This is a genomic window from Pseudomonas taeanensis MS-3 (assembly GCF_000498575.2).
Taxonomy (GTDB): Bacteria; Pseudomonadota; Gammaproteobacteria; order Pseudomonadales; family Pseudomonadaceae; genus Aquipseudomonas; species Aquipseudomonas taeanensis.
On the sequence record NZ_AWSQ01000011.1, the window covers coordinates 37,365 to 63,852 of the forward strand.

At 63.9% G+C, this 26,488-nt stretch carries 23 protein-coding genes and 1 pseudogene; 7 read left to right on the forward strand and 17 right to left on the reverse strand.

Going from position 1 to position 26,488, the window contains the following annotated elements; all coding sequences use genetic code 11:
- Positions 1-48 precede the first annotated feature (48 nt).
- From TMS3_RS23680 to pedF, 13 genes and pseudogenes are all read right to left on the reverse strand, one after another.
- Positions 49-1,920, reverse strand: a complete 1,872-nt coding sequence (locus TMS3_RS23680; RefSeq protein WP_025167776.1) for an alpha/beta hydrolase family protein — start codon at positions 1,918-1,920, stop codon at positions 49-51.
- Positions 1,921-1,948: 28 nt separating this feature from the next.
- Positions 1,949-3,079 carry a pyrroloquinoline quinone biosynthesis protein PqqE gene (pqqE, locus tag TMS3_RS23685; protein WP_029866593.1) on the reverse strand — a complete coding sequence of 377 codons (1,131 nt, stop codon included), beginning with the start codon at positions 3,077-3,079 and terminating at the stop codon, positions 1,949-1,951.
- A 130-nt stretch (positions 3,080-3,209) separates the two neighbouring features.
- On the reverse strand, positions 3,210-3,488 hold the full coding sequence (gene pqqD, locus TMS3_RS23690; RefSeq protein WP_025167778.1) for a pyrroloquinoline quinone biosynthesis peptide chaperone PqqD: 279 nt from the start codon (positions 3,486-3,488) through the stop codon (positions 3,210-3,212).
- Complete coding sequence (pqqC, locus tag TMS3_RS23695; protein ID WP_025167779.1) at positions 3,485-4,237, reverse strand: pyrroloquinoline-quinone synthase PqqC; 753 nt, start codon at positions 4,235-4,237, stop codon at positions 3,485-3,487. The genes pqqD and pqqC overlap by 4 nt, the downstream gene beginning before the upstream one ends.
- Positions 4,238-4,249: 12 nt before the next feature.
- Complete coding sequence (pqqB, locus tag TMS3_RS23700) at positions 4,250-5,164, reverse strand: pyrroloquinoline quinone biosynthesis protein PqqB (protein WP_025167780.1); 915 nt, start codon at positions 5,162-5,164, stop codon at positions 4,250-4,252.
- Positions 5,165-5,210: 46 nt separating this feature from the next.
- Positions 5,211-5,282: a pyrroloquinoline quinone precursor peptide PqqA gene (pqqA, locus tag TMS3_RS24850; protein WP_083491836.1), complete on the reverse strand. Its 72-nt coding sequence runs from the start codon at positions 5,280-5,282 to the stop codon at positions 5,211-5,213.
- Between the two features lie 580 nt (positions 5,283-5,862).
- Positions 5,863-6,889, reverse strand: a pseudogene (locus TMS3_RS23705) (aldehyde dehydrogenase family protein).
- A 327-nt stretch (positions 6,890-7,216) separates the two neighbouring features.
- Positions 7,217-8,992: a methanol/ethanol family PQQ-dependent dehydrogenase gene (locus TMS3_RS23710; RefSeq protein WP_025167783.1), complete on the reverse strand. Its 1,776-nt coding sequence runs from the start codon at positions 8,990-8,992 to the stop codon at positions 7,217-7,219.
- A 381-nt stretch (positions 8,993-9,373) separates the two neighbouring features.
- On the reverse strand, positions 9,374-10,303 hold the full coding sequence (locus TMS3_RS23715) for a quinoprotein relay system zinc metallohydrolase 1 (protein ID WP_025167784.1): 930 nt from the start codon (positions 10,301-10,303) through the stop codon (positions 9,374-9,376).
- A 54-nt stretch (positions 10,304-10,357) separates the two neighbouring features.
- Positions 10,358-10,675 carry an EthD family reductase gene (locus TMS3_RS23720; RefSeq protein WP_025167785.1) on the reverse strand — a complete coding sequence of 106 codons (318 nt, stop codon included), beginning with the start codon at positions 10,673-10,675 and terminating at the stop codon, positions 10,358-10,360.
- Positions 10,676-10,848: 173 nt separating this feature from the next.
- Positions 10,849-11,604 carry a quinoprotein dehydrogenase-associated SoxYZ-like carrier gene (locus tag TMS3_RS23725; RefSeq protein ID WP_407691638.1) on the reverse strand — a complete coding sequence of 252 codons (756 nt, stop codon included), beginning with the start codon at positions 11,602-11,604 and terminating at the stop codon, positions 10,849-10,851.
- A 52-nt stretch (positions 11,605-11,656) separates the two neighbouring features.
- Positions 11,657-12,559 (reverse strand): substrate-binding periplasmic protein, encoded by a 903-nt coding sequence (locus tag TMS3_RS23730; protein ID WP_025167787.1) that lies wholly within the window; start codon positions 12,557-12,559, stop codon positions 11,657-11,659.
- Positions 12,560-12,564: 5 nt separating this feature from the next.
- The gene (gene pedF / locus TMS3_RS23735; protein WP_025167788.1) at positions 12,565-12,984 is read right to left on the reverse strand and encodes a cytochrome c-550 PedF; all 420 of its coding nucleotides are present in this window, start codon (positions 12,982-12,984) and stop codon (positions 12,565-12,567) included.
- Positions 12,985-13,345: 361 nt separating this feature from the next.
- Here pedF and TMS3_RS23740 point away from each other — a divergent pair, with 361 nt between their 5' ends.
- Positions 13,346-13,810, forward strand: coding sequence for an REP-associated tyrosine transposase (locus tag TMS3_RS23740; protein ID WP_025167789.1), 465 nt, complete (start codon positions 13,346-13,348; stop codon positions 13,808-13,810).
- Between the two features lie 131 nt (positions 13,811-13,941).
- Here the strand turns inward: TMS3_RS23740 and TMS3_RS23745 are convergent, their stop codons facing one another.
- Positions 13,942-14,379: a cupredoxin domain-containing protein gene (locus TMS3_RS23745; RefSeq protein ID WP_025167790.1), complete on the reverse strand. Its 438-nt coding sequence runs from the start codon at positions 14,377-14,379 to the stop codon at positions 13,942-13,944.
- 157 nt (positions 14,380-14,536) lie between these two features.
- Between TMS3_RS23745 and TMS3_RS23750 the strand changes: the two genes are divergently transcribed.
- The 6 genes from TMS3_RS23750 (at position 14,537) to TMS3_RS23775 (ending at position 19,953) form a co-directional block, all read left to right on the forward strand.
- Complete coding sequence (locus TMS3_RS23750; RefSeq protein WP_025167791.1) at positions 14,537-15,727, forward strand: ABC transporter substrate-binding protein; 1,191 nt, start codon at positions 14,537-14,539, stop codon at positions 15,725-15,727.
- 23 nt (positions 15,728-15,750) lie between these two features.
- Positions 15,751-16,716: a YVTN family beta-propeller repeat protein gene (locus TMS3_RS23755; RefSeq protein WP_025167792.1), complete on the forward strand. Its 966-nt coding sequence runs from the start codon at positions 15,751-15,753 to the stop codon at positions 16,714-16,716.
- A complete protein-coding gene (locus tag TMS3_RS23760; RefSeq protein WP_025167793.1) occupies positions 16,713-17,441 on the forward strand; it encodes an ABC transporter ATP-binding protein in 729 nt (242 codons plus the stop codon). Before TMS3_RS23755 ends, TMS3_RS23760 begins: the two co-directional genes overlap by 4 nt.
- A 106-nt stretch (positions 17,442-17,547) precedes the next feature.
- A complete protein-coding gene (locus TMS3_RS23765) occupies positions 17,548-18,339 on the forward strand; it encodes an ABC transporter permease (RefSeq protein WP_025167794.1) in 792 nt (263 codons plus the stop codon).
- Between the two features lie 389 nt (positions 18,340-18,728).
- Entirely contained in the window at positions 18,729-19,226 is a 498-nt protein-coding gene (locus tag TMS3_RS23770; RefSeq protein WP_235576679.1) for a PQQ-dependent catabolism-associated CXXCW motif protein, read from the forward strand.
- A 61-nt stretch (positions 19,227-19,287) separates the two neighbouring features.
- Positions 19,288-19,953 (forward strand): response regulator transcription factor, encoded by a 666-nt coding sequence (locus tag TMS3_RS23775; RefSeq protein ID WP_025167796.1) that lies wholly within the window; start codon positions 19,288-19,290, stop codon positions 19,951-19,953.
- Positions 19,954-20,764: 811 nt separating this feature from the next.
- Here TMS3_RS23775 and nahK read toward each other — a convergent pair.
- From nahK to TMS3_RS23790, 3 genes are all read right to left on the reverse strand, one after another.
- A complete protein-coding gene (gene nahK, locus TMS3_RS23780) occupies positions 20,765-23,410 on the reverse strand; it encodes a hybrid sensor histidine kinase/response regulator NahK/ErcS' (RefSeq protein WP_083491834.1) in 2,646 nt (881 codons plus the stop codon).
- The gene (gene nosP / locus TMS3_RS23785) at positions 23,349-24,503 is read right to left on the reverse strand and encodes a nitric oxide-sensing protein NosP (protein ID WP_025167798.1); all 1,155 of its coding nucleotides are present in this window, start codon (positions 24,501-24,503) and stop codon (positions 23,349-23,351) included. Before nosP ends, nahK begins: the two co-directional genes overlap by 62 nt.
- A gap of 452 nt (positions 24,504-24,955) precedes the next feature.
- Positions 24,956-26,134, reverse strand: coding sequence for a porin (locus TMS3_RS23790; protein ID WP_025167799.1), 1,179 nt, complete (start codon positions 26,132-26,134; stop codon positions 24,956-24,958).
- Between the last annotated feature and the right edge of the window lie 354 nt (positions 26,135-26,488).

The window sequence follows — 26,488 nt, forward strand, 5'->3', positions numbered from 1 at the left end:
ACAAAAGCATCGCGGCCAAGGCCGCTGCCACAAGTGACGCCCGGGTCTTCAGGCGGGCGTCGTCAGCAGGCGCTGATAGAAGCGCCACTCCTGCTCCAGGGCATGCGCCTGATTCTTTGCCTGACGAAAACCATGGGCTTCCTGCGGATACAGGTGGTAGTCCACCGCCATACCGCGCGCGCGCAGGGCGGCAACCATGGATTCGGTCTGCGCCGGCAGCACCACCACATCCCACCCGCCCTGGAAGAAGATCACGGGCGCCTCGATCTGCTCCGCATGCAGCAACGGCGTGCGCGCGGCATAGCGCTGCGCATCCTGTTCGGGGTCGCCGATGAGCCAGTCGAGGTAATCGGCCTCGAACTTGTGCGTCACCTGGCGCAAGGCCAAGGGATCACTGACGCCGTAGAGACTGGCGCCACCGCGGAATGTCCGACTGAAGGCCAGGGCGCACAGGGCGGTGTAGCCGCCAGCGCTGGCGCCACGAATAAAGGCCTTGGTCGGGTCGATCAGGTCGAGGCCGGCCAGGTGCTCGACCAACGCGCAGGCATCCTCGACATCCAGCGCGCCCCATTGCTCATGCAGGCGCATCCGATAGGCACGGCCAAAGCCGGTGCTGCCGCGATAGTTCAGGTCGGCCACGGCAAAGCCGCGCTGAGTCCAGAACTGGATGCGTGGGTCGAATACCGGGTAACAGGCCGAAGTCGGCCCGCCATGCAGAAACACTAGTAGCGGCGGCTTTTCCCCTGCAGGCCCACGAAAACCGCCGTTATGCGGCGGATAGAAGAACCCATGGCAGCGCTCCTCACTGCCACTGGTAAACGACAGCGGCTGTGGGCGTGAGACCTCGGCCACCGGCAAGGCGACCTCGGCACCGGCCAGCACCCGGCACTGGCGGCTGACGCGGTCTATCGCCACCACCTCACCGCCACGCTCTGGCGAGGCGGCGATCAGGTAGAAGCTCGTCGCATCGGCAGCCAGTTGGCGAAAGCGGCTGTAGTCCTGAGCCAAGGGCTGTCCCTTGTCTCCACCCGGCTCACACTCGGCCAGCCGCGCGAAACCCTCCTCGAACCAGCTCAGCAGCAAGCCATCGTCCGCCAACGCCAGGTAATTGCGATTGCCCAGTTGCCAGGGCGCACTGGCGTGGTCGGCGACCGCGCAGGGCAACGGCGTCAGTTGTCCCTCGACCGCTTCACGCCAGGGTTGCCAGTAGCCATGGCGATCACTGAGCACCAGCAGGCGTCCTTGCGCATCGAAACAGGGTTGTTGCAGCGATTCTTCGGCCGTTTGCCCGGCGACCACCCGAACATCGCGCCAAGCTCCTTTGGCATCGCGCTGGGCGCTGCACAGGCGCGTGGCCAGCCAGGGCTGGTGTGGCCGATCCCATTCGATCCAGGCCAGACGCTGACCATCGGCGCTGAGTACCGGCGCTGCATAGAAATCGCAGCCCTCGGCCAGCACCCGCCGCGCGCCATCGGCCAGGGCGATGCAGACCAGCCGATGGCTGACCTGCCCCGCTCCGTGGGCTTCCTCGACGGCGATTATCGCCTGGGCCACGGGATCGAATTGCAGATCAGCGAAGCGGCAATCGTCTTGCCAGGTCAGCAGCACCGGGGCGGCCCCCAAGCGCTGCCAATAGATCTGCTGGTCGGCCTCGTTGACGAACGCCAGGCCCTCATCGGTCAAACAGAACGCGCCGCCACCGTACTCATACACGCGGCTGAGCACCGACATATTGTCTGGCGTCAGGCACTCACGCTGCTGCGGTGTGCAGTGCCAGAGTGTCGAGCGGGCGTCGGCCGGGTCATATTGCAGCCATACCACTCCACCCAGCCCGGCGCGCAGCTCGGCGAAATCGCGACCGGCCGCAGCCGCCCGGTCGCTCGACCAGGAGCTGTCCCAGAACCCATACGCTGCGATCATGCCGCTCAAGACAATAGCTACTCCAGTTTCAGACCTTGCAGATCAGTTTAGAGGCTTGCTCGTTGCGAAACTGCAAAGTATCCAGTGCCCCCGGCGACTCTTCGGCCTCGCGGCGGGCTTGCACAATCACCTCATGATGCGCCGACTTGCTGCATACCGGGTCGGCATTGCTGGCGTCTCCCGTGAGCATGAAGGACTGGCAGCGACAGCCGCCAAAATCCTTGTCCTTCTCGTCGCAGGAGCGACACGGCTCGGGCATCCAGTCGTCGCCGCGAAAGCGGTTGAAGCCGAACGAGTCGCGCCAGATGTGCTCGATGCTGTGCTCGCGCACATTGGGGAACTGCACCGGCAACTGGCGCGCGCTGTGGCACGGTAGCGCGGTGCCGTCCGGGGTGATGTCGAGGAACAGGTTGCCCCAACCGTTCATGCAGGCCTTGGGCCGTTCCTGGTAATAGTCCGGCACGACGAAGATCAGCTTGCACGGATGGTTCTCGGCGGCCAGCCGGTCGCGGTACTGGTTGGTGATGCGCTCGGCCCGCTCCAGTTGTGCCCGGGTCGGCAGCAGGCCGGCGCGATTGAGCTCGGCCCAGCCGTAGAACTGGCAGGTGGCCAACTCGACGAAATCCGCCTCCAGCTCCAGGCACAGATCAATGATCCGCTCGATGTTGTCGATGTTATGCCGGTGGGTGACGAAGTTCAGCACCATCGGATAGCCGTGGGCCTTGACCGCACGCGCCATGGCCAGCTTGTGGGCGAAGGCCTTCTTGGAGCCGGCCAGCAGGTTGTTGACCTCCTCATCGGCGGCCTGGAAGCTGATCTGGATATGATCCAGCCCGGCCTCGCTGAAACTGGCGATGCGCGCCTCGGTCAGGCCGATGCCCGAGGTGATCAGGTTGGTGTAGTAGCCCATGTCCCGCGCCGCCTTGATCAGCTCGGCCAGGTCCTGGCGCACCAGGGGTTCGCCACCGGAGAATCCCAGCTGCGCCGCGCCCAGTTCGCGGGCCTGGCGGAACACCTCGATCCACTCGGCCGTGCTCAGCTCCTGCCCCTGCTGGCTGAAATCCAGCGGATTGGAGCAGTACGGGCACTGCAGCGGGCAGCGGTAGGTAAGTTCGGCTAGCAGCCACAAAGGCGGCCCGGCTTCAACGGATCGCCGCAAGGCTACCTGCGTTGCCGATGCGTCGTTAAAAACAGGCTCAGAATGCTCATGTACGCTTTGTACACTGCGCTTCTTCGCCTGTTTTTGCCTAGCCTCGGCGGCCTCGCCTACGCCTTGCAGCGATCCTTCATCAGTGCAGCTCGATCCAGAACTGAGCATTGGCGACCTCCATAAAGGCAAGAATGTCTTCATCGATTCCCGGTACATCGGGGAAGCGCGAGCTGAGGGTGTCAATGATCTCGGCGACGCTGTGGGCGCCGTTGACCTGTTTGAGGATCTCCCCGGCGCTGTCGTTGAGCTTGATCATGCCTTCTGGGTAGAGCAGCACATGGCAGCTCTGCGCCGGTTCCCACTGCAGACGGAAGCCGCGGCGCAGCTTGGGGACCTGGCTGGTGCTCAGTGGACTCATAGCGCTATTCCTCGGTGCCAGACGCGCTCGCTCGTCACCGTGTGGTACGGCGGGCGCTGTAGTTCATAGGCCATGCTCATGGCGTCGAGCATGCTCCACAGCACGTCCAGCTTGAATTGCAAAATCTCCAGCATGCGCTGCTGGGCCTCCAGGCTGCAGTAGTGCTGCAGGGTGATGCGTAAACCGTGCTCGACATCGCGGCGCGCCTGGCCCAGGCGGGTACGGAAGTAGTCGTAGCCGCCGGCGTCGATCCAGGGGTAATGCTGCGGCCAGGCGTCCAGGCGCGACTGGTGGATCTGCGGGGCGAACAGCTCAGTCAGCGAACTGCTGGCGGCTTCCTGCCAGCTGGCGCGGCGGGCGAAGTTGACGTAGGCGTCGACGGCGAAGCGCACCCCCGGCAGCACCAGCTCCTGCGACAGCACCCGCTCACGCTGCAGGCCCACGGCCTCGGCCAGGCGCAGCCAGGCCTCGATGCCGCCCTCCTCGCCAGGCGCGCCGTCGTGGTCGAGGATGCGCTGCACCCACTCGCGGCGGGTATCTCGATCCGGGCAGTTGGCCATAATCGCCGCATCCTTCAGCGGAATGTTCAACTGGTAGTAGAAGCGGTTGGCGACCCAGCCCTGGATCTGCTCGCGGCTGGCACGCCCCTCGTACATCGCCCGATGGAACGGGTGATGAATGTGGTAGTAGGCGCCCTTGGCGCGCAGCGCCTGCTCGAATTCGGCAGGGCTCATGGCGATCTGGCTCATGTGCCTGGCTCCTTACAGCTGGATGCTCATGCCGTCCCACGCCACCTCAATGTCATGGGCACGCAGCTCGGCGTGTTCCGGCGAATCGAGGTCGAGGATCGGGTTGGTGTTGTTGATGTGGATGAGGATCTTCTGCGCGGCCGGCAGGCCATCGAGCACCTCAATCATGCCGCCGGGGCCGCTCTGACACAGATGGCCCATCTCGCTGCCGAGCTTGTCGCCGACCTCGCAGACGCGCATCTCGTCGTCGCGCCACAGGGTGCCGTCGACCAACAGGCAGTCGGCACGACGCATCCAGTTCAGCAGACTGTCGTCCACCTGGCCCAGGCCCGGTGCGTAGAACAGCTTGCCGCCCGTGCGGCGATCTTCGACGAACAGGCCGATGTTGTCGCCGGGGTGCGGGTTGCCGCGATGCGGCGAGTACGGCGGCGCGCTGCTGCGCAGGGCAATCGCGGTGATCGCCAGGTCTGGACAGGCGGCAATGCTGAATGGCGCGCCGTCCAGCTCGATGCGCTGGTGCTGCAGGCCGCCATTCCAGTGTTCGAGCATGTTGAACAGCGGAAAGCCGCTGCTCAGGTCCTGGTGCACCATCTCGGTACACCAGACTTGATGTGGGCAGCCCTCGCGCAGAGTCAGCAGGCCGGTGCAGTGATCGATCTGGCTGTCGAGCAGGATGATCCCGCCGATGGCCGTGTCGCGCAGCTGGCGTGCCGGCTGCAAGGCCGGAAAGGACTCGAGCTGACTGCGAATGTCCGGCGAGGCGTTGCACAGGATCCAGTCCTTGCCGTTGTCGCTCAGGGCAATCGAAGACTGGCTGCGCGCTTGTGTGCGCAGGCTGCCATCGCGCACGCCACGGCAGTTGCGGCAATTGCAGTTCCACTGGGGAAAGCCACCGCCGGCAGCGGAACCGAGAATCTGGATATACATGGAGAGTCCCCCGTGAGATGCCCCGGTATGACCGGGGCAGGACGGATCAGCGATTGGCGATGTACAGGGTGACTTCGAAACCAATGCGCAGGTCGGTAAAGGCGGGTTTAGTCCACATGCTGCGGTCCTCTTCTTATCAAGCCGGGAGATTCCGGCCCTGCTAGTTATGCACCCGCAAGCGATTCAACAGAATGGTACTTTGGGAGGAAGTCGGGCTGGCTTTGGTAGGACTGGCCCTTTCTACGACCGGCGCCAGGCGTCAGTGGGTTCGACCTGATCCGCCGCTTTAACGAACGCCTGGGGAGCACCGAAAGAGCCAACAGCTTCGCGGCCAAGGCCGCTCCCACAGGCCGACCTCACGCGCTTCGTGGGAGCGGCCTTGGCCGCGAATAGCGGTAAACCGCTAGTCCGTAGCCCGGATGTAATCCGGGACAATCGCCCACCGCCTTCGCGGATTGCATCCGGGCTACGCTGGCTCGAACAATCTCGGCAGGCTCACCCAGCAAGCCCCGGTCTCTGCGCTCTGGATAAGCGACAGGTCAGCGGACACGCCATAAAAAACGCGACCGAAGTCGCGTTGCGATAGGGATTCAACCGTCAACCGTAGCTGCCTAGCCTTGGGTAAATCTCGCGTACAGGCGAATCGCAGAAAGACGCCCAACGCACGGGAGCACGTGCGTTGGGGGCATAGCCTGCAATCAGAAGAAGCCCAGTGGGTTGGTGTCGTAGCTGATCAACAGGTTCTTGGTCTGCTGATAGTGGTCGAGCATCATCTTGTGGGTCTCACGACCAACCCCGGACTTCTTGTAGCCACCGAACGCGGCGTGCGCCGGGTACAGGTGGTAGCAGTTGGTCCATACCCGTNNCGCCAGGGCTTCGGCTTCATCTTTGAAGGTGGTGACGCCGACCACCGGGCCGAAGATCTCTTCCTGGAACACGCGCATCTTGTTGTTGCCCTTGAGCAGGGTCGGCTGGATGTAGTAACCACCGGCCAGGTCGCCCTCCAGACGCTCCGCTGCACCACCGGTGAGCAGCTCGGCGCCTTCCTGCTGGGCGATTTCCAGGTAGCTCAGGATCTTGTCGTACTGCTGTTCGGACGCCTGGGCACCGACCATGGTGTCGGTGTCCAGCGGGTCGCCACGCTTGATCAGCTTGATCTTCTTCATCACCTCGGCCATGAACGCCGGGTAGATGGATTCCTGCANNGTTCTCGGCGGCGCACTTGAGAATGTGCGAACCCACCGGGGTGGAGCCGGTGAAGGCGATCTTGGCGATGCGCTTGCTGGTGGCCAGGGCTTCACCCGCTTCACGACCAAAACCCTGGACCACGTTGAGTACGCCCGGCGGCAGCAAATCACCAATCAGCTCCATCAGCACGGTGATCGACAGCGGCGTCTGCTCGGCTGGCTTCAAGATCACGCAGTTGCCTGCGGCCAGGGCCGGAGCCAGTTTCCAGGCGCCCATCAGCAGCGGGAAGTTCCACGGAATGATCTGCCCGACCACGCCCNNCCAGGCATCGGCGGCGGCATGCGCAGCATCCAGGGCCAGTTCGATATCTTCGGCGCTGGAACGGGGAAACTCACCGATAACCGAGGCATCGACCGGACTGGTGTTGCTGAAGTACACGCCATTGACCGGCGCGACAAACTCGCCACCGATGAAGTTGCCGTAGCGCGGCTTGAGGTTGATAACTGCGCCTGGAGTTCCGGGTTTAGCGTAAATCATGGTGGTGCCCTCTCTTGTTTGTCGGAGCCTGTCCGTGGACGTGGAACAGGTCATGGTTCGATATTAGGAAGTCGCCGCGCCGGCCGGTATGCATCCATGGCAGCAATCACCTCGTCATTTGGTAGTAGAGGCCTTCATGAGCTGTGCGGGACGTGTGCGGGCTAGCGGCGGCCGCCAATGGACCCTTCAGCCTAGCTGCTGGTGGCCATCTGTGTGGCCACTCAGAATCGGCAGGCAACCTGGCGCGCCGCATCGGCAGAGGCCGGCTGAAACGACGATGGCCGGTCAAAGACCGGCCATCGCTTCACACAGGATTGAACAAGGGGATCAGTGCTTGGCCACCAGATCCTTCGGCAGCTTGAAGGTCCAGAGCATGCCGCCCTGATTGAAGTTCTTCACTCGCTTGGCCACTTCGCCCCCCCACAGCGGCACCGCGCCACCCCAGCCGGACAGCACCGAGACGTACTGCTCGCCATCCATTTCCCAGGTCACAGGAGAGCCCAGCACCCCGGAACCGGTCTGGAATTCCCAGACCTTGTCGCCAGTCTTGGCGTTGAAGGCCTGCAGGAAACCTTCCGGGTTGCCGGTGAACACCAGGTTGCCCTTGGTGGTCATCACCCCACCCCAGAGTGGCGCGTAGTTCTTCTGGCGCCAGACTTCCTTGCCGGTTTTCGGGTCGATGGCGCGCAGCACGCCGATGTAGTCCTCGTTCAGCGGCTTGATGGTGAAGCCGGAACCCAGGTAGGCCGCGCCCTTCTTGTAGGCGATGTCCTCGTTCCAGATGTCCATGCCCCACTCGTTGGACGGCACGTAGAACAAGCCGGTGTCCTGGCTATAAGCCATCGGCATCCAGTTCTTCGCGCCGAGGAAGGCCGGGGCGGAGAACACACTCTTGCCCTTGTCGGCGCCACCCGGTGCGCCCGGGCGGTTGCTGTCATCGAAGATCGGCCGGCCGTTCTTGTCCAGGCCCTTGGCCCAGGTGATCTTATCGACGAAGGGGAAGCCGCGGATGAACTTACCGTTGGTACGGTCGAGTACGTAGAAGAAGCCGTTACGGTCGGCGGTAGCTGCGGCCTTGATGGTCTTGCCGCCTTCCTGGTAGTTGAAGGAGACCAACTCATTCACCCCATCGAAGTCCCAACCGTCGTGCGGGGTGGTCTGGAAGTGCCACTTGATGCTGCCGTCGTCCGGATTGAGTGCCAGGCGCGAGGACGAATAGAGGTTATCGCCGGGGCGCAGGTGCGAGTTCCACGGCGCCGGGTTGCCAGTGCCGAACAACAACTGGTTGGTTTCCGGGTCGTAGTAACCGCCCAGCCAAGGCGCCGCGCCGCCGGTCTTCCACAGGTCGCCCGGCCAGGTCTTGCCGGCTTCGCCGCCGGAGATGCCGTTCTCGATCTTCTTGCCGTCCTTGTAGACGTAGCCCATGTGACCTTCGACAGTCGGGCGGGTCCACAGCAACTCGCCGTTCTTCGGGTCGTAGGCCTCGATCTTGCCGACCACGCCGAACTCGCCACCGGATACACCGGTGATCAGCTTGCCGTTGACCACCAGCGGCGCCGCGGTGATCGAGTAACCCGCCTTGTGGTCGGCGACGTTCTTGCGCCACACCACCTTGCCGGTGTCCTTGTTCAGCGCGACCAGCTTGGCGTCCAGGGTGCCGAAGATCACCAGGTCGCCGTACAGCGCCACGCCACGGTTGATCACGTCACAGCACGGCCGGATGTCGTCGGGCAGGCGTGCGTCGTACTGCCAGAGCTCCTTGCCGGTGCGCGCATCCACCGCAAACACTCGCGAATAGGATGCGGTGACGTACATCACGCCGTCCTTGATCAGCGGCTGGGCCTGCTGGCCGCGCTGCTTCTCGCCACCGAAGGACAGGGTCCAGACCGGGCGCAGGTCCTTGACGTTGTCGGTATTGAGGATACTCAGCGGGCTGTAACGCTGCCCTTGCAGACCCATACCGTTGGTGACGATCTGGTCCGTGGTTTTCACGTCGTCGAGGATCTCCTGGTCGGTCACGGCCCAAGCCGAGACTCCAGGCAAGAGCATCGCGGCACACAGTGCACTGAGAACGAAGGGCTTACGAAAACCGGAGTGTTTCATTGCGGCTACCTCTGCGGGTTAATTGTTATCGCCGGGAGCTTTTCCCGATCTACCGCAGATTCTTCGCCGCATGGTGCAGCACAACAATTGGCCGCAGTGCCGAATTTAGTACTCCCTTGGTAGCAATACTGCGCCCAGGACGGCTCCCGGAATTATTGAGACAGCGGCAAGAAGTTGCAGCTCGTGGCTGATAGCCGCGGTCATCAGAGAAGCGTACCTGGGCCTGATAAGTATCGACGATGGCGGTAAGCACAAGTGGGTCTTTGCCGAGCTACGGAGCGGCGAGCACAGCCCGCCGTCACCCAATCGGGCTTCGGCATCGAATGCTTGAGGGTGCTGACTGGCAAGGCTTGATCTCCGCCCGGAGCAGTCCGCTGCCGGTCAATTGTCGACGCGCACCATGCGCGCCTGCTCGTAACGCGGATAGAGGTGGCTGACGCTGCGGATCAGCTCGTAGCGCGACAGGCTGACGCCGGCGAAGCGCGCGGGGATCGGCGCACGGATCAGCTCGTTCATCTCCGCGCCGCGCTCGGCGCCAGCGCGCAGCAACTGATCCAGCCAGCCGAGGTAGTCGCGCATCTGCGTGAAGGGCACATCGGTGGTCGCCAGCGGGCCGTGACCGGGGACGATCTGCTTCCAGGGTAACGCCTGCAGTTGTTCGAGGTCACTCAGCCAGGTCTGCAGTCCGGGCGTACCGGGCGTGGTCAGGGCGCGCTGGTAGAACACCAGGTCGCCGGCGAACAACACGCCGCTGCGCTCATCGAGAATCGCCAGGTCGGCGCCGGTATGACCGCTCAACGCCAGCAGACGCAGGCGCCGCTCTCCCACTTGCAGCACACCAGGGGCGAGGGTTTCGCTCGGCAAGACCACCTCGGTACCGCGCATCCAGTCGCCGACCAGTCGGTACATGTTCTCCGCCATGGCATCGCCCTGTTCGCGCAGCGACTCAGTGGTAGCGGCCAGAGCGGCGATCGGTACATCGGCGAAGGCCTGGTTGCCTAGGGCATGATCGGGATGATGGTGGGTCAGCAGCAGCTTGCTCACCGGCTTGTCGGTGACCCTGGCGATGGCTTGACGCAAGGCTTCGCCGTAGCGCTTCGACGGGCCGCTGTCGATCACCAGCACCCCCGCATCGCCGACGATGAACCCGGTGTTGACGATATTGCCGCCGTTTGCCTGGGCAAAATTGTCGGTACTGCCCTCCACCAACCACACGCCATCGGCGATCTGCCGGGGCTGCAGGGCATAATCGAACTCGGCACGCGCGCCCAGCGAACCGAGCAGCGCGACCACTAACAACATCCAGCGCATAGGTACCTCCCAGACCCTATCAGGCAATGTGGCGCAGCGCCCGAACATCCTCGGTCAGGGCGCCAGCAGGACTTCGCTGATCTGCACCAGTGGCTGACTGTCGGTGAAGTTCGGCAGATCGCCCATGATCCGCTCGGCATGCGGACCGAAGCTCTGCTGGAAGCTCTCCAGGCTGTCGAAATACAGATGGCCCATGGCGAAAAAGGGGGCCCGGCTATTCGGCTCGGCGCTGGCCAGTCCCTTGTCTACGGCAATTCCCTTGCAGGCCGCCCCCAGGCATTGGCGAACAATAGCCATGTGCTGCTGGCAGTAGTAATCGAGGTCGAAACGTACGCCTGGATTGTTGGGGTAGAGCACGCTGACTTTGATCATGGATGTGTCCTTTAAGTGATTCAGCTGGTTAAACCCAGGGGTGGATAATTCCACCGCTACGAAATGACGCCTATTCCTGCTCTGTGTAGGAGCGGCCTTGGCCGCGATGTTTCGCTAGCACTGCCTATACATTCGCGGCCGAGGCCGCTCCCACACACATGCAGCCCTCACGCCTACAACGCGGCCTTGAACTCGTTGCCATTGTTGTCGCGCAGCCACAGTTCGGTTTCGCCCTGGCCTTGCACTTCCAGGCTCAGGGTCGGGTTTTCACTGACCGCGGGAAATAACTCCAGTCGCGCCAGCACCTGGCCGCTGGCGTCACGCAGCTCGGCCTGATTGAGGAAGAATTCGGGAATGCCACCGACCAGGCCGTTGTCCATCGGGTGGGCGATTTGCAGACGCAGGCGGCTGGCGTCGGCCAGTTCGAAGCGCTGGCCCAGCACCTCGCCCAGGTGCTCCTCCCAACCGGGCTGGGCGCGCACCACGCTGGGTGCGGTGCAGCCTCCACCAGCGGCCTCGATCTGGGTCGAACCGACATGCCAGAGGCCGTCGCGGGTCAGCACCGCCGCACGGATCGGTGTGGCCTGTTCGATGCGAATGCGGATGGCCAGGCGCGGCAGCACCTGTTCCCCCGGCTGGAAGTCGAAGATGCGTGCAATAGGGTTGAGTTCGGCCCAGGCGAGAATCCGCAGCACCTCGCCGTCGAAGGCGCTGGCATCGACCTGGATCGGCACCTGCCGGGCGTCTTCGGCGAACGGTGGTGCGAGCAGCTTGACCCGCTCGTCGAAGACGAAGGGCTCACCGTTCAGCAGGCGCTGGTGGTGGTAGTCCCACATCACCGAAGTGACGGGATCGCCCTCTGCGCCTCGGGCCTCCCAGGCCAGGGCGAAGATCGCCAACAGCAGCATCGAGCGCCAATCCAGCTCCATCTCCCACCTCCTGTAATGCCCCGCCCGCACAGCGAAACTGCTGCGCCCGGCGCTACTCGACGTCCTGGTACAGCCCCGGCAACTCGTACTGCAGGCCGTACTGGCCGTAGAGCGCCTTCAGCTTGCCCGCGAGGATCAGCTCTTCGAGCTTCTCCTCCAGGGCGTAGGCCAGTTGCCGGTTGCTCTGATGCACCGCCATGCCGATGTCCCACACCTGCTTGCCCATCTTCGGGTAGGCGTTCTGCGCCAGGGCCAGCTGGCTGTCGGCCGCCTCGTGCAACTGCCAGTCGACCTCACCGCGCAGGGCCATCACCGCGTCCACCTCACCGCTCTGCATGCCGGCGAAGGCCGCCTGCGGATTTGGAAAATGATGCGTCTGGTGGCTGAGCAGGCCGTCGAACACCGAGGACAAATAGAAGGACGGCACACTGTCGACCTCGACGCCAATCGGATGCTGCTGGAACACCGCCACGCTGGGCACCGTCTTCAGTCGTCGACGGTCGTAGGCCACCTGCCAACGCTCGCGCTGGTAAGGCCCGAACATCACCACCAAATCGTTGGCCAGCTCGCCGAACTCGTTGCTCATGTAGGCGAAGTCACGGTCGTAGGGCACCCGCAGCATGACATCGGCCAATTCATGCGGACGCAGGTAGTGCCCGCGCCAGACGTAGTCGCGCAGGTCGTCGTCGAGCTTTTCGCCAGGCGGCGCCCAGATCAGCTCGAGTGTGAGTCCCAGGCCCGCGGCCAACCCCTGGGCCAATTCGACATCGACACCGCGCGCCTGGCCGCCCTGCTGAAAGCTGTAGGGCGGGAAGTCCTTGTACACCGCCACCCGCAGTACGCCGGACTCGACGATAGTGTCGTAGTCGCGCACCGGCGCCTGGGCCTGGACCTGCAGGGTGGCCAGGCACAGCACCGCCAGCAACGCGCGCAACAGCAGGACGCTCGGGCGCATGACCGTTACTCCTCGATGGCCACGCTTTCCAGATAAGTGCGCACGGCCCAGAGCGCTTCCTGGCTCAGGTAGTCGGCCATCTTCGGCATGTAGACCCGGCCATCACGCACCGCGCCATTGATTACCCGCTCCTTGAACCACTCATCGCCCATGGCGCCGGTTTCCAGCAAACGCAGGTCGGGGGCGATGCCGCCAGACTTGGCTTCCAGACCATGACACGCCGCGCAGTTCTGGTTATAGGCGGAAGAACCGATCTCGATCGCCTTGGAGTTATCACGGTACGGGTTCTCTTCCAGCCACTCCTCGCCCAAGGGCTCCAGACCCTGGGTATTGACCGCCTGCGGCACCACGTCACCGTGAGCCCAGAGGGTGCCGGACGCGGCGAGCAGTAACAGGGCGAAAGCGGTTTTCTTTGTTGTTTTCATGTTCCAGACCTCATCAAAAGCACGCAAGACAAGCTGATAGGGAGCTTGGTTACGGTCATCTTAAGAAGCCTGCGGCAAGCACCGAATGCTGCTTTGGTGGCTCGCGACTAGTTCATTGGTAGTAGGGCTTGTGGTGGTGGGTGCGAAGCCCTCTTGCGCCCTTCGCCTCCTTCGCGGTCAAGACCGCCCCCCACCCAAACCCGCCGCATAGCAGGTCTGGCACCGGAGATTGCACAGGGCCATGCTCACCCCTGCAAAGCACTCAGCGACGACACCCCACGCTCTTGTGGGAGCGGCCTTGGCCGCGAAGTTGTTGACCTGCTATACCCCACTGCAGTCCAAATAATCTGGAGGCAAAGGAATGCCCAAGTCAGCCCCGTCCCACTCGCACCGTCTGCGTTCCGGACGCATTTCCGAGACTGGCCGTACCTACCTGCTGACCAGCACCCTGTACCAGCGCCAACCATTATTCAGCGAATTAACCCTGGGACGCCTGGTGGTTGCCGAGTTGCGCGCCGTCCATGAGCAGGGCTGGGCCATATCCCTGGCTTGGGTGGTGATGCCAGACCATTTGCATTGGCTTGTGGAATTGCAGGAGCGCTCTTTGGATGAATTGATGCGGCGCATCAAAAGTAACAGTGCTCGGCTGATCAATCGTCACTTGGGGCGAGCAGGTCAGGTTTGGCAGACTGGTTATCATGACCGAGCGCTGCGCAAGGATGAGAATCTGCTACTAGCCGCACGCTACATAGTGGCAAATCCGTTGCGCGCGGGTTTAGTCGAGCGAATCGGTGACTACCCGCTTTGGGATGCGGTTTGGGTGTAGAGGCGGAGTTGGCCATCAGGCTTGGTTGCTTGTAGAGATTTCGCGGTCAAGACCGCTCCCACAGGACGTGGTTGTCAGCCCGAAGTCTGACCTGGCCGGCTGACAAGGCCACGCATCACAACTCAGGCCTCTCACCTGACCACAAAATGGCCGAGCATGCCCTTGTGTTCCAGGCCCTTGGCGTAGAAGCGGAACGTGCCGGGCTTGATCGGCACGAAGAAGATCTCCGCTTCGCCGGCGTCCTCGAACTCCAGCTCGGTGAGGGTCACCGCCTTGATCTCCACGCCGCCGGCCTCGACCTTGCGCAGGTAGATGGCGGTGGCGAATTCCGGCGCCTGCACCGCGTACTCCTTCTGTCCGCTGGCGATGATCTTGAGCTGATAGGCCTTGCCGGTTTCCAGCTGATATTCGTGCTGCGACATGGCGTAGTCGCTGTCGTCGTTACCCAGGCGCAGGTCGGGCAGGACGGTGGTACGGCGGGTCAGGTCGCCTTCGGCGTGTAGGTTATCGACGCCGATCAGGCTGAGGATCAGCATCAAGGGCAGCAACAGCGCTTTGAGGATATGCATGGCGTTCACCGATTCTTGTTGTTGTCTGAGCGCGTCATGCTAGAGCGACCAAGTCTCCGCGGATTTACTACCTTGGGACGAGCGGACTGGTACTTTCTGCATATTTCACCGCCCGGCCACAGTTCCTATGCTGGCAACACCTACCCAGGAGTTGCCCATGCGCCTGCTCAGTGTCTACCTCCTGCCCTGCCTGTTCGCCCTGTTAGGCATGGCCTCGGCCAGCCTGGCCGACAGCTCGGCGCCCGAGTTGCAGGTGCGCATCGGCTACCTGGCCTACACCCCGCCCAGCGGACCGCTGCTGTCCAACGTCATCCCCGAACCCGAGGACGCCGGCCGCCGTGGCGCCGAACTGGCGATCGTCGACAGCAACAGCACCGGGCGCTTCCTCAAGCACGCCTACAGCCTTGAGGTCGTCGAGCGTGACGACGGCGCCAGCCTGGTCGCAGCCGCCGAGGCGCTGCATGCCCAGGGCGTGCGCCTGTTCGTGGTCAACGCCCCGGCGGCGACCCTCAAGCAGCTCAGCGCACGCCTGGGCGACAGCCTCCTGTTCAACGCCGGCAGCGCCGACGACAGCCTGCGCCAGAGCCAGTGCCTGGGCAACGTGCTGCACAGCCTGCCGAGTCGGGCCATGCTCGCCGACGCCCTGGCGCAGTTCCTCGCCGTGCGCAAATGGACCCGCTGGCTGCTGATCAGCGGCGCCACCGCAGACGACCAGGCCTACGCCGCTGCCTTGCGCCGCGCGGCCAAGCGCTTCGGCCTGCAGATAGTCGCGCAGAAGGCCTGGAGCTTCGACAACGACCAACGGCGCAGCGCCCAGGCGGAGATGCCACTGTTCACCCAGACCGCCGAATACGACGTAGTGCTGGTGGCCGACGAGCGCGGCGACTTCGGCGAGTACCTGCCCTACCAGACCTGGTACCCGCGCCCGGTGGCCGGCACCCAGGGCCTGACCCCGACCGGCTGGCACAAGAGCGTGGAAACCTTCGGCGCCGCACAATTGCAGAAGCGCTTCGAGGCCCATGCCCAGCGCTGGATGAACGACCGCGACTTCGCCGCCTGGATCGCCGTACGCAGCATCGCCAGCGCAGTGACCAGGCTACGCCAAGCGGACGCCGCGGCGATCCGCCAGCTGGCCCTCAGCGACCAGTTACCGTTGGACGGCTTCAAGGGCCGCAAGCTGAGCTACCGGCCCTGGAACGGCCAGTTGCGCCAGCCGATTCCCCTGGTGCAGCCGCGCGCCCTGGTCAGCACCTCACCGCAGGAAGGCTTCCTGCACCCCAACAGCGAACTGGACAGCCTCGGTTACGACGCGCCCGAGGTCAGCTGCCAGATGACCGCCGCCCCATGAGCCATAACAAGAGGATCGACCCCATGCGCATCGCCCTGCTCGCCCTCGGTATCGGCCTGACCCTGGCCAGCACCGCCAGTAAGGCCGCCACTGCCTATGTGTCCAACGAGAAGGACGACAGCATCAGCGTGATCAATCTGGACAGCCTGGAGATCACCGACACCCTGGCGGTGGGCATGCGTCCGCGCGGCCTGCTGCTGTCGAGTGACCACAAGCTGCTGTACATCTGCGCCAGCGACTCGGACCGGGTGCAGGTGATGGACCTGGCCAGCCGCAAGATCGTCAAGGAACTGCCCTCCGGCGCCGACCCCGAGCAGTTCGCCCTGCACCCCAACGACCGCTGGCTGTACATCTCCAACGAGGACGATGCCCTGGCCACTGTGGTCGATACCCAGACCGACGAGGTGCTGGCGCAGATCGACGTCGGCGTCGAACCGGAAGGCATGGCTGTCAGCCCGGACGGCAAGTGGGCGGTCAACACCAGCGAAACCACCAACATGCTGCACTGGATCGATACCAGCACCCAGCAACTGGTGGACAACACCCTGGTCGACCAGCGCCCGCGCTTCGTCGAGTTCGACCCCGATGGCACGCGCCTGTGGGCCTCGGCGGAGATCGGCGGCACAGTCACGGTGATCGACGTCGCCAGCCGCCAGGTGCTCAAGACCCTCAGCTTCCAGATCAAGGGCGTGCACCCGGACAAGGTGCAGCCAGTCGGCGTGCGCCTCAGTGCCGACGGCAAGCTGGCCTTTGTCGCCCTCGGCCCGGCCAACCACGTGGCGGTGCTCGATGCCAAGACCTATGAGATTCTCGACTATCTGCTGGTCGGCCGACGCGTTTGGCACATGGCATTCACCCCGGACCAGAAGCGCCTGCTGACCACCAACGGGGTCAGCGGCGACGTGTCGGTGATCGATGTCGACTCGCTCAAGGTGAGCAAGTCGATCAAGGTCGGCCGCTACCCCTGGGGCGTGGTGGTGACTCCATGAATGCCCTCGAGGTCAGCAACCTGGCCTTCGCCTACGGCGCACGCCAGGCCTTGCAGGACCTGAGCTTCCGCGTCGAGCCGGGCAGCTTCGCAGCGCTGCTGGGGCCCAACGGCGCCGGCAAGTCGACCCTGATCGCCCTGCTCACCCGCCTCTACCACCTGCAGCAGGGCGATATCCAGGTGATGGGCAACAGCCTGGGTCAACAGCCGCGCCAGGCGCTGCGCCAGCTCGGCGTGGTGTTCCAGCAGAGCACCCTGGACCTGGATCTGAGCGTCGAGCAGAACCTGCGTTACCACGCCGCCCTGCATGGCCTGGCCAAGGCGCAGGCCAAGGTACGCATCGACGAGGAACTGGCGCGCCAGCAGCTCGACGAGCGCCGGCATGAGAAGGTTCGCGCGCTCAATGGCGGCCACCGCCGCCGGGTGGAGATCGCCCGCGCCCTGCTGCATCGTCCGCGCCTGCTGCTGCTTGATGAGGCCAGCGCCGGCCTCGACCCGGCCAGCCGCCTGGCACTGAATCGGCATGTGCGCCAATTGTGTCGCGACCAGGGTTTGGCAGTGCTGTGGACCACGCATTTGCTCGACGAAGTGCAGGCCAGTGACGAGCTGCTGATCCTCAACCGTGGCCGCCTGGTCGCCCAGGGCCCGGCCCAGCGCATCGGTGCCGACGACGCCAGCCTGGCCGCCACCTTCGCCCGCCTGACCGGTGCAGAGGAGCTGGCATGAACAGCACAAGCGCGGCTCACGCCAGCAACCCCCGCCGCCGCACGAAACCTGTAGGAGCGGTCTTGACCGCGAAACTCTTTCTCTCAGCAAGCCAGGAGCAAAGGCCATGAACATTTACTGGCATTGCCTCGCCGGCATCGTGCAGCGCGAATGGCTGCGCTTCGTCCTGCAACGCAGCCGTTTCTTCAGCGCCCTGGTACGCCCGCTGCTGTGGTTACTGGTGTTCGCCGCCGGCTTTCGCGCCGCCTTGGGCATCGCCATCATCGCCCCCTACGACACCTACATCACCTACGAGACCTACATAGTGCCGGGGCTGGCCTGCATGATCCTGCTGTTCAACGGCATGCAGGGCTCGCTGTCGATGGTCTACGACCGCGAGATGGGCAGCATGCGCGTACTGCTCACCAGCCCGCTACCACGGGCTTTTCTGCTGGCCAGCAAGCTACTGGCCATCGCCCTGATCTCGCTGCTACAGGTCTACGCCTTCCTCGCCATCGCCTGGTTCTATGGCGTGCAGCCGCCGGCCTGGGGCCTGCTCGCCGCCCTGCCGGCGCTGTTGCTGGTAGCGCTGCTGCTCAGCGCCCTGGGCCTGCTGCTGTCCAACGGCATTCGCCAGCTGGAGAACTTCGCCGGGGTGATGAATTTCGTGATCTTCCCGCTGTTCTTCCTGTCCTCGGCGCTCTACCCGTTGTGGAAGATGCGCGAGGCCAGCGAGTGGCTGTACTGGCTGTGCGCGCTCAACCCCTTCAGCCATGCGGTGGAACTGGTGCGCTTCGCCCTGTACCAGCGCCTTAGCCTCAGCGCCCTGCTGATCTGCCTGGGCCTGACAGGGTTGTTCGCGGTGCTCGCGGTAGTCACCTTCAACCCGCAACACGCCGCCCTGCGCCGCGCCGGCTAGCAGGCCGTTCTCGCAAACTGCCCCACAACGCTTCGCGGCCGAGGCCGCTCCTACAAAAAGCGCCGCTCCACCCATCCCTATGGGAGCGGTCTCGACCGCGAAAGCCATCGCCCAGGCGCCAGCAGGCGCACGGCCAAAAACCATTCCAGCAGACACCGCCGTGAGCATTAATCGGCCGCAGCACCAGGCAGGCATCGCCCCCTGAAATAGCCATTCGCCCTCATCCTTCTACTACTTTGGTACTGCATTTGCTCTCCAACGTAGAATTTCCAAAGCAGGATCAATGCCTTGTAATGGGTCTATAAAAAGAACCGAGACTTAAGGCGATGAACAATTGCGTGCACCTGCGACTGCCTTTCCAACTTATCAGCGGGCTGCTCGGCCTGCTAATGCTCCCCTTCGCTCAGGCCGAACCCGAACTGTTTTCCCCCGACGGCTATCGCCTCGCGCAGTACCGCAGCCCGACCCCGGCCCAGGCCGAACACGCGCGCACCCTCGACACCCCGGCGCTGCAACGGCTGCTGGCCGAGCAACCGCGTACCGCGCTGATCGATACTTACCGCCGGCAGTGGCTCAACGGCCAGTTCATCGAGGATGAAGTGCACGCCAACCTGCCCGGCAGCCTGTGGCTGGCCAACAGCGGCGACGGCCAGCTGGACGCGCAATGGCAGGGCTACTTCAGCCACCACCTGCAACGCACCAGCCAGGGCGACAAGGGCTGGCCGCTGGTGTTCTACTGCCGCTCGGACTGCTGGCTGAGCTGGAACGCGGTCAAGCGCGCCCATCGCCTGGGCTACCGCAACCTCTACTGGTACCGCGACGGCATCGATGCCTGGGAGCAGGCCGGCCTGCCCCTGCTGCCCGCGCAACCGGCGGCGCTGCCCTGAGCCGCCGAACTTTCCACATCACCGTCGCCGCACCATAATCAAAACAATGAGGTGAAAGGCCATGTACAAAATTCTGATTGCCGACGACCACCCGCTGTTTCGCGAAGCCATCCACAACGTCGTCAGCGACGGCTTCCCCGGTAGCAGCATCCTGGAAACCGCCGACCTGGACAGTGCCCTGGCACTGACCCTGGAAAACGACGACCTCGACCTGATCCTGCTCGACCTCAACATGCCCGGCATGCACGGCCTCAATGGCCTGATGCAACTGCGCAACGAGGCGCCGACCATCCCGGTGGTGATCGTCTCCGCCGAGCAGGACAAACAGGTGGTGCTGCAGGCCATCACCTACGGCGCGGTCGGCTTCATCACCAAATCCTCACCACGCGCGCAGATGACCGAAGCCATCCAGCAGATCCTCAACGGCAACGTCTACCTGCCGCCGGACATCATCCGCAGCCAGGGCAACACCTCGCGGCGCAGCCACCCGGAAAACCCGAGCATCTCCGCCGAACTGCTGCAGGCCCTGACCCGCAAGCAGCTGCTGGTACTGGAACGGATGACCAAGGGCGAATCCAACAAGCAGATCGCCTACAGCCTGGATATCGCCGAAACCACGGTCAAAGCCCACGTCTCGGCGATCCTGCGCAAGCTCAACGTGCACAACCGGGTGCAGGCGATTCTATCGGCCGGGGATATCGATTTCGCCGCCTACCTGCGTCGTTGAGCGCGCTTCACGGCCCTTTCGGCCGCCGGTTCTCGTCCTGCCGGTATGCCCCTTCCGCCCCGCCGGGCAAGCCCCACTGATCGCCGACGATTGAGCCGGCATCAAGGCGCGCCGCTCTTGATAGCGGGCGGCCCCTCGCCGTGTCGCTTGCCGGTTGCTTGGCCGACCCCATTGTCGCGTGTACCTGACGAGTGGGTTTCGCCCCCTCGGGCGAGTTACTTTCTCTTTGCTTGTGCAAAGAGAAAGTAACCAAAGAGAAAGCACACCCGACATCCGGGTCTTGCTGCGCTCGACTTCCCTCGTTCCGGTGCCGCTCCGGGGGCCGTGCCGAAGGGCCGTCCCTGGCCCATCGGCACTCTCGCCGCATCCATGCGGCTCGTCCCCCGGCGCAACACCTCCACTCGGCCTACTGACGGGGCCCGATCGCGCGCTTGTACCTTCTCCTCCAAGCATTGCTTCGCAGAGTCTGTACCCTGCTTGACTGCGCGGGCACAGGCGCGCCCAAATCCCCTCCAGGAGGCCGAGTGGAATCGTCGTGGAGTGGGTTGAGCGGCATGGATGCCGCGAGAGCTGCGATGGGCCAGGGATGGCCCTTCGCAGCGTGCCCACGGAACGATGATGGAACGAGGGAACCCCGGCGCAGCCGGGGCCGGATGATGGGGTGGCCTTCTTTTTGGTTACTTTTTCTTGGCCAGACAAGAAAAAGTGACTCGCCCGTGAGGGGCGAAACCAGAACCTGGACTCAACCCGGTAATGAGCCGGGCGCCGAAACCTATGGCGCCGCCCTGCCGCTTCGCAGCCAGGCTAGCCCCTATGTCCCCTGCCCGCCCCGCTCCAGCAGATGACTCATGGCCGTCTTCAGCTTCATCGGCCGCACCGGCTTGTGCATCAGGGTATGCCCGAGTTCGCGCATCTGCTGCTTGAGCTCGTTGCTGTAGTTGGCGGTGATCATCAGCGCCGGCAACGGCGTGCTGCGCCGCGCGTTGATCAGCGCCACGGCGTCGACGCCGTTGCGTTCGTCGTCCAGGTGGTAGTCGGCGATCAGCAGGTCGGCGTCGGCGTGGTAGTTGTCGACCTGGCGCGCCAGGTCCTCTTCCGACAGGGCGGTGACCACCTGGCAGCCCCAGGTCTCCAGCAGGGTGCGCATGCCGGCGCAGATCGCCGCGTCGTTATCCAGCACCCAGATGCGCGAGCCGCGCAGACGCTCGAGCAGCAGGTCCGGGGTGTCGTGGACCACCCGCGCCCGCGGCGCGCGGGTGGTCAGGGGCACCTCGATGGCGAACATCGAGCCCTTGCCCTGCTGTGAGCGGACGCGGATGCGGTGGCCGAGCATGCCGGCGATCTTCTCCACTATCGCCAGACCCAGGCCCAGGCCGCGGTCCTGCTTGCGCTGGCCGGCGTCGCCGCGCTTGAACTCCTGGAAGATCTCGCCGAGCTTGTCCGCGGCGATGCCGATGCCGGTGTCCCACACCTCGATCGACAGGCTCTGCCGACGCCGCCGGCAGCCGAGCAGGATGCGCCCGCTGTGGGTGTAGCGGATGGCGTTGCTGAGCAGGTTGCGCAGAATCCGCGCGAGCAGCTGAATGTCGCTGCGCACCAGTGCCGAACTGGGCAGATAGTCCAGACGCAGGCCCTCGCTGCCGGCGATCTGGTGGTATTCGGCGGCGAGGTTCTCCAGCAGTTCGCTGACCGCGAAGGGGGCAATGTCCGCCTTGATCACCCCGGCGTCCAGCTTGGAGATATCGACCAGGGTGCCGAGCAGGCTTTCCACATCTTCCAGGGAGTTGCTGACGTTGCGCACCAGCGCCGCGCTGTCGTCCAGTGCGCGCTTCTCCAGCAGCGCGCTGGTGAACAGCCGCGCGGCATTCAGCGGTTGCAGCAGGTCGTGGCTGACCGCGGCGAGAAACTTGGTCTTCGACAGGTTGGCCCGCTCGGCCTCGCCCTTGGCCTCGCGCAGGCGCGTCTCCATCCGCGTGCGCTCGTCGATCTCACGGCGCAATTGATCATTCAGCCCGGTCAGTTCGGTGGTGCGCTCGCGTACCCGCTGCTCCAGGTGCTGGTAGGCCTGGTGCAGGGCCTCGGCGGTGCGCCGCCGCTCGGTGATGTCGCGGATCAACACGAAGATCCCGGTCACCTCGCCGCTGGCCTGACGGTTCGGCACGTAGGAACGCAGCATGTAGCGCTCCTGGCCCTGGTGGTTGGTCTCGGCCACCTCGAAGGTCACGCTCTCGCCGGACAGCGCCCGCTCGATGTAGGGCTCCAGGCGCCGGCAGTGCTCCTCGCTGTGCACCTGGCGCAGGCTCTGGCCGAGCATGGCGCCGCGCGGCCAGCAGTACCACTCTTCATAGACCTTGTTGGTGAAGTCGTAGATCAAGTCGGCATTCAGGTAGGCGATCAGCGCCGGTACGTGGTCGGTGATCAGGCGAATCCAGCGCTCGCTCTCGCTCAATGCCTCGGCGTGACGGTAGCGCTCGGTGATGTCGGTGAAGGTGTTGACGAAGCCGCCGGTGGGCAATGGATGGGTGCGTACCTCGAGCATGCGCCCGTCGAACAGACGCAGCTCGAGTTCCTCGATCGGCCTGCCGTTGGCATCGCAGCTGTCGGGGGTCAGCAGGGCCAGTTCGCTGTCGGCCATCACCTCGGCGAAGGGGCGGTGCGCGTTGATCGGCGCCAGGCCGCAGAGGTCGAGGAAACGGTGATTCCATAGCTCCAGCTGGCCCTCGGCGTTGACCATGGCCATGCCCTGGGACAGGTTGTCCACGGCGCGCTGCAGCAGGCGTGACTTCTGCGCCAGGGCCTGTTCGCGGCGCAGGGTTTCGTTGAGTTTGACCTCGGTGATATCGGTGTAGAGGATCACCAGTCCGCCCTCGCGGGTCGGCCGCTCGCTGACCTGTACCCAGCGACCGTCGCGCAGGCGATAGAGCATGTGCTCGTCGCGGTTACCGCGCTGCTCCTCGAGCACCAGACCGGTGCTCCTGCTCAGGCGCTTGATCTCCGCCAGGCGCATGCCGCTGCCGATACGCGCGCGACTGCCGGCCCACAGCGACTTGAAGCGGCTGTTGAACAGCACGATGCGCTGCTCGCGGTCGAACAGCACGAAGGCGTCGGAGATGCTTTCGATGGCGTCGATCAAATGCTGGTGAGCGGTTTCCGCGCGCAGCCGCGCATCGCTGAGCAACTGGTTGCTGGATTTCAACTCGGCCATCGCCTGATTCAACGCATCGGTACGCTCGCGCACCTGTTCGGCCAGCACCACCGAGTGCTGAAAGGCCGCGTAGGCATCGTCGCCGCGCGAGTTGATCGACTCGACCCGCTCGATCAGCGCACCGTTGATTCGCTTGAGCTTGCGGTTCTCGCCCTCCAGCGCGCGGCAGCGGGCCTGCAGCTCGGCGCCATCAGCCGCGACCGGGGCGGCCAATGGCGACTCCGGTGAAGGTCTGGTTGATGTGCATGCCATTGAACTGCTCCCCGTAGGTGTTGAAGCCTATGACTTGCTGGCTACGCAGGAAGTCCGCGACTGACTCGACGCCATCTGCGCCCTCGATCTCCATGCGCCGCAGAAAACAGTCGCAACCGATGGTCAGCAACAAGGGGCCGAGACGCTGACGCAGGCCGTCGAATACCGCCTGCAGATTGGCCAGCAATGGCCCCGGACGCATGGCGGTGAGGACGATGCCGTTCTCCACCGCGCAATAGAAACTTAGACTGAGGTCTTCGTTGACCCGCTGGATCGAACGCACGTAGTACTGCCCACCGATACGCACCGCCAACGGGTGGGCGGCGAACACCTGCATGTCGAGATCCTCCAGGGCCACACCGATCAAGTGCGCGTACTCCAGGGCGGCAGGCGCGGCGTTCAGCTCATACACCTTGCGGCTGGCACTGTCGGCCTGGGTGACCACCAGCTTGTCGTCACAGGGCTCGATGTGGTGAGTGCTGAACACTTCGAAGTCAAGCCAGGTGTTGAACAGCACTACCACCGCCGCGCCGGTGTGGAACTGGCCGCCGTAGTAGACGTGGGTATGGGTCAGGTGATTGTCGTCGCCGGCCGAGCCGCCGAAATGCGGGATGCTGCCGAAGGCGGCGCTGAGCGCGCCGAGCACCACCTCCTCGCGGCTGGACAGGCCGTCGAGCAGGGTCAGGGCGAAGCTATGGCCCTTGATCGGCGCCAGCTCGTTGTTGCGGCAGTCGCCAACCAGACGCTCGACCAGCTGCTGGGCGTCGATCAGGCTGAAGCGCTCCATCTCGTCGATCAGCCCGCTGGCGATGGAGAAGCTGCGGTGGTCGAAACCCACCGCGCTGACGCAGCCACGGCCGTAGCCCTGGGGGGTGATTTCGCCGGCACTGGTGCAGCCGATCAGGCTGATACCGCCGAAATGCTGCTCCAGTGCTTCGCCGAGACCTTGCAGGTCGTATTCAGCGGAACAGAAGAACAACATGAAACCGAGATGCGGATGGATCAACTGGCGCGCCAGCTCCTGCGCTACCAGTTCGACATCCCGGGCGCCCGACATCGCAGTGACCACGCCCTCTGTCAGCTCCTGCTGCATACCCTGCCCCATGAATAAGCCTACTCGTCATAGGGATTCTACGAAGACCCGCGCGTGCACCCCATGCTACTTGAGTGCCGCAGGGCCTCATCCCTAAGTAGCAGACCACGCCAGCAGAGGCATTTGGCAACCAGCGAACGGAACACTGCAGCCAAGGTCGCCACCGCACCTGTAGGAGCGGCCTTGGCCGCGAATCTTTCTGAGATTTCCATCGAAATCGCGGGCAAGCCCGCTCCTACAAAAAGCCGCACCAGGCCACAACGCCATGTGGGCGATTGGCCCGGTATGTCTCACAACCAGCGCATCAGGCAGACCGGCAACACGCCGAACAGCGCGGTCACCAGCAGCGGAATCAACAGCAAGTCCACACAGTAGATGTCCCAGATACCCAGCATATGCACCTCCATAAAAAAACCGGACAGGGTTGCCCTGTCCGGCTTCGTCTGCGTCGTTTACCAGGTCAGTACGGCACCCACGGCGAAGCTGTCGGTGTTTTCGTTGAGGCCACTGCCGGCACTGGCGTCGATCTCGAACTGGTTGTACTCGGCGACCAGCTTGAGGTTGTCGTTGATGGTGCGGAAGTAGGCCACGCCACGGGTCTCGTAGTCGGCCGCCGTGCCCAGGCCGTTGCCGTCATCCTCGGTCTTGCCGTAGGACAGCGCCACACGGTTCTTGCCGAAGCTGTAGGAGCCCTGCAGCAGGTAGCCGTCGCTGTCCACTTCGCGCAAGGTCGCTTGACCGGCGTTGTTGGTGAAAAACGGGTTGATGCCTTTGGCCTGGAAGCCGGAACCGGTCAGCGAGAAGTCGCCCATTTTTGCCTGCACGCCATAACCCAGACCTTTCGAGGTGATCGAGTCGACGGTCGAGTCGGTGTTGTCCGAGGTCTGGTAACCACCATTGAGCCAAGAGTAGATCTTGGCCCCGGCCAGGTCGAACTGATAGGTGATCTCCGACTCGAAGCGCGGGCTTTCCTGATAGGCCTTGCCCGTTGGGCTGCTGTCGTTGGTGTCCACCGGGTCCATGATACCGGCGGCGATGCGCAGCCCTTCCATCACCGGTGTGCGATAGGTGATCTGCGAGGTCGGGAACGGATAAGGATAGCCGCTGCCGATGTTGCCGAAGGAGACGCCGCCGCCATCGACCAGGCCGAGGGTATCGCTGACCTGGCCATAGCCGGACAGCAGTTCGTCGACGAAGATGTTCGAACGCGAGAACAGGCCGAAATCCTTACCGATCAGCACCTCGCCCCACTCGCCGGAAACCGTACCGTAGAACTGCCGCACGTCGATGGCCGTGGCGGTGCCGTTGGTTTCACTGTCGTTGATCGAGACCCAGAACGACGAACGCGCCCCCAGCTTCAGGTCATCGATCTGTTTACCCATGTTGAAGCCGATCCAGTTGGGCAGAAAACCCATCTTCACCCGCGATTGGCGGCGGTCGAACTGCTCACCCTCGCGATCCACATCGCTGTTTACAAAGAACGCATTGATGTAGCCATCGGTGGCAAACGTGGTGTCGTCCTGGTCATACAGGACGATCTCCGCCGCCGCTTGCTGGGCTGTGATCAATGCGACTGTGGCCGCCAAAGTCAGTGGCAGGAATCGGCTGTTGGCAGCTTTCTTGTTATGCATAACGCTCTCCGCTTGGATAGGACGACCATCGAGTCAGTCGGGTCGGAGGCGATTATCGAAAAGCCCTGACCTGCGCCATACGCTGCTATGGCACAGGTTGTCTGCTGCTTTGGCCAGGCGCGGGAACGCCGGCACTGAGGCGTAAGACCGCCCCACCCAAAGGTTCTGGACCTAGGACCTGACCACAAGGAGGCAGGACTAAGGGCGCAAGTGATTTAGTCCGCGCGCAGTATGACCAGGCAGCCTGGACAGCGGCAGCGCAGAGAAGATGAGAGGTGAGTTGCAGGTTAGGCCAGCAAGGACGACAGCTGATCGCTTGCCGCTGACAAGCAGCACGCCCACGGGGAACGCCGA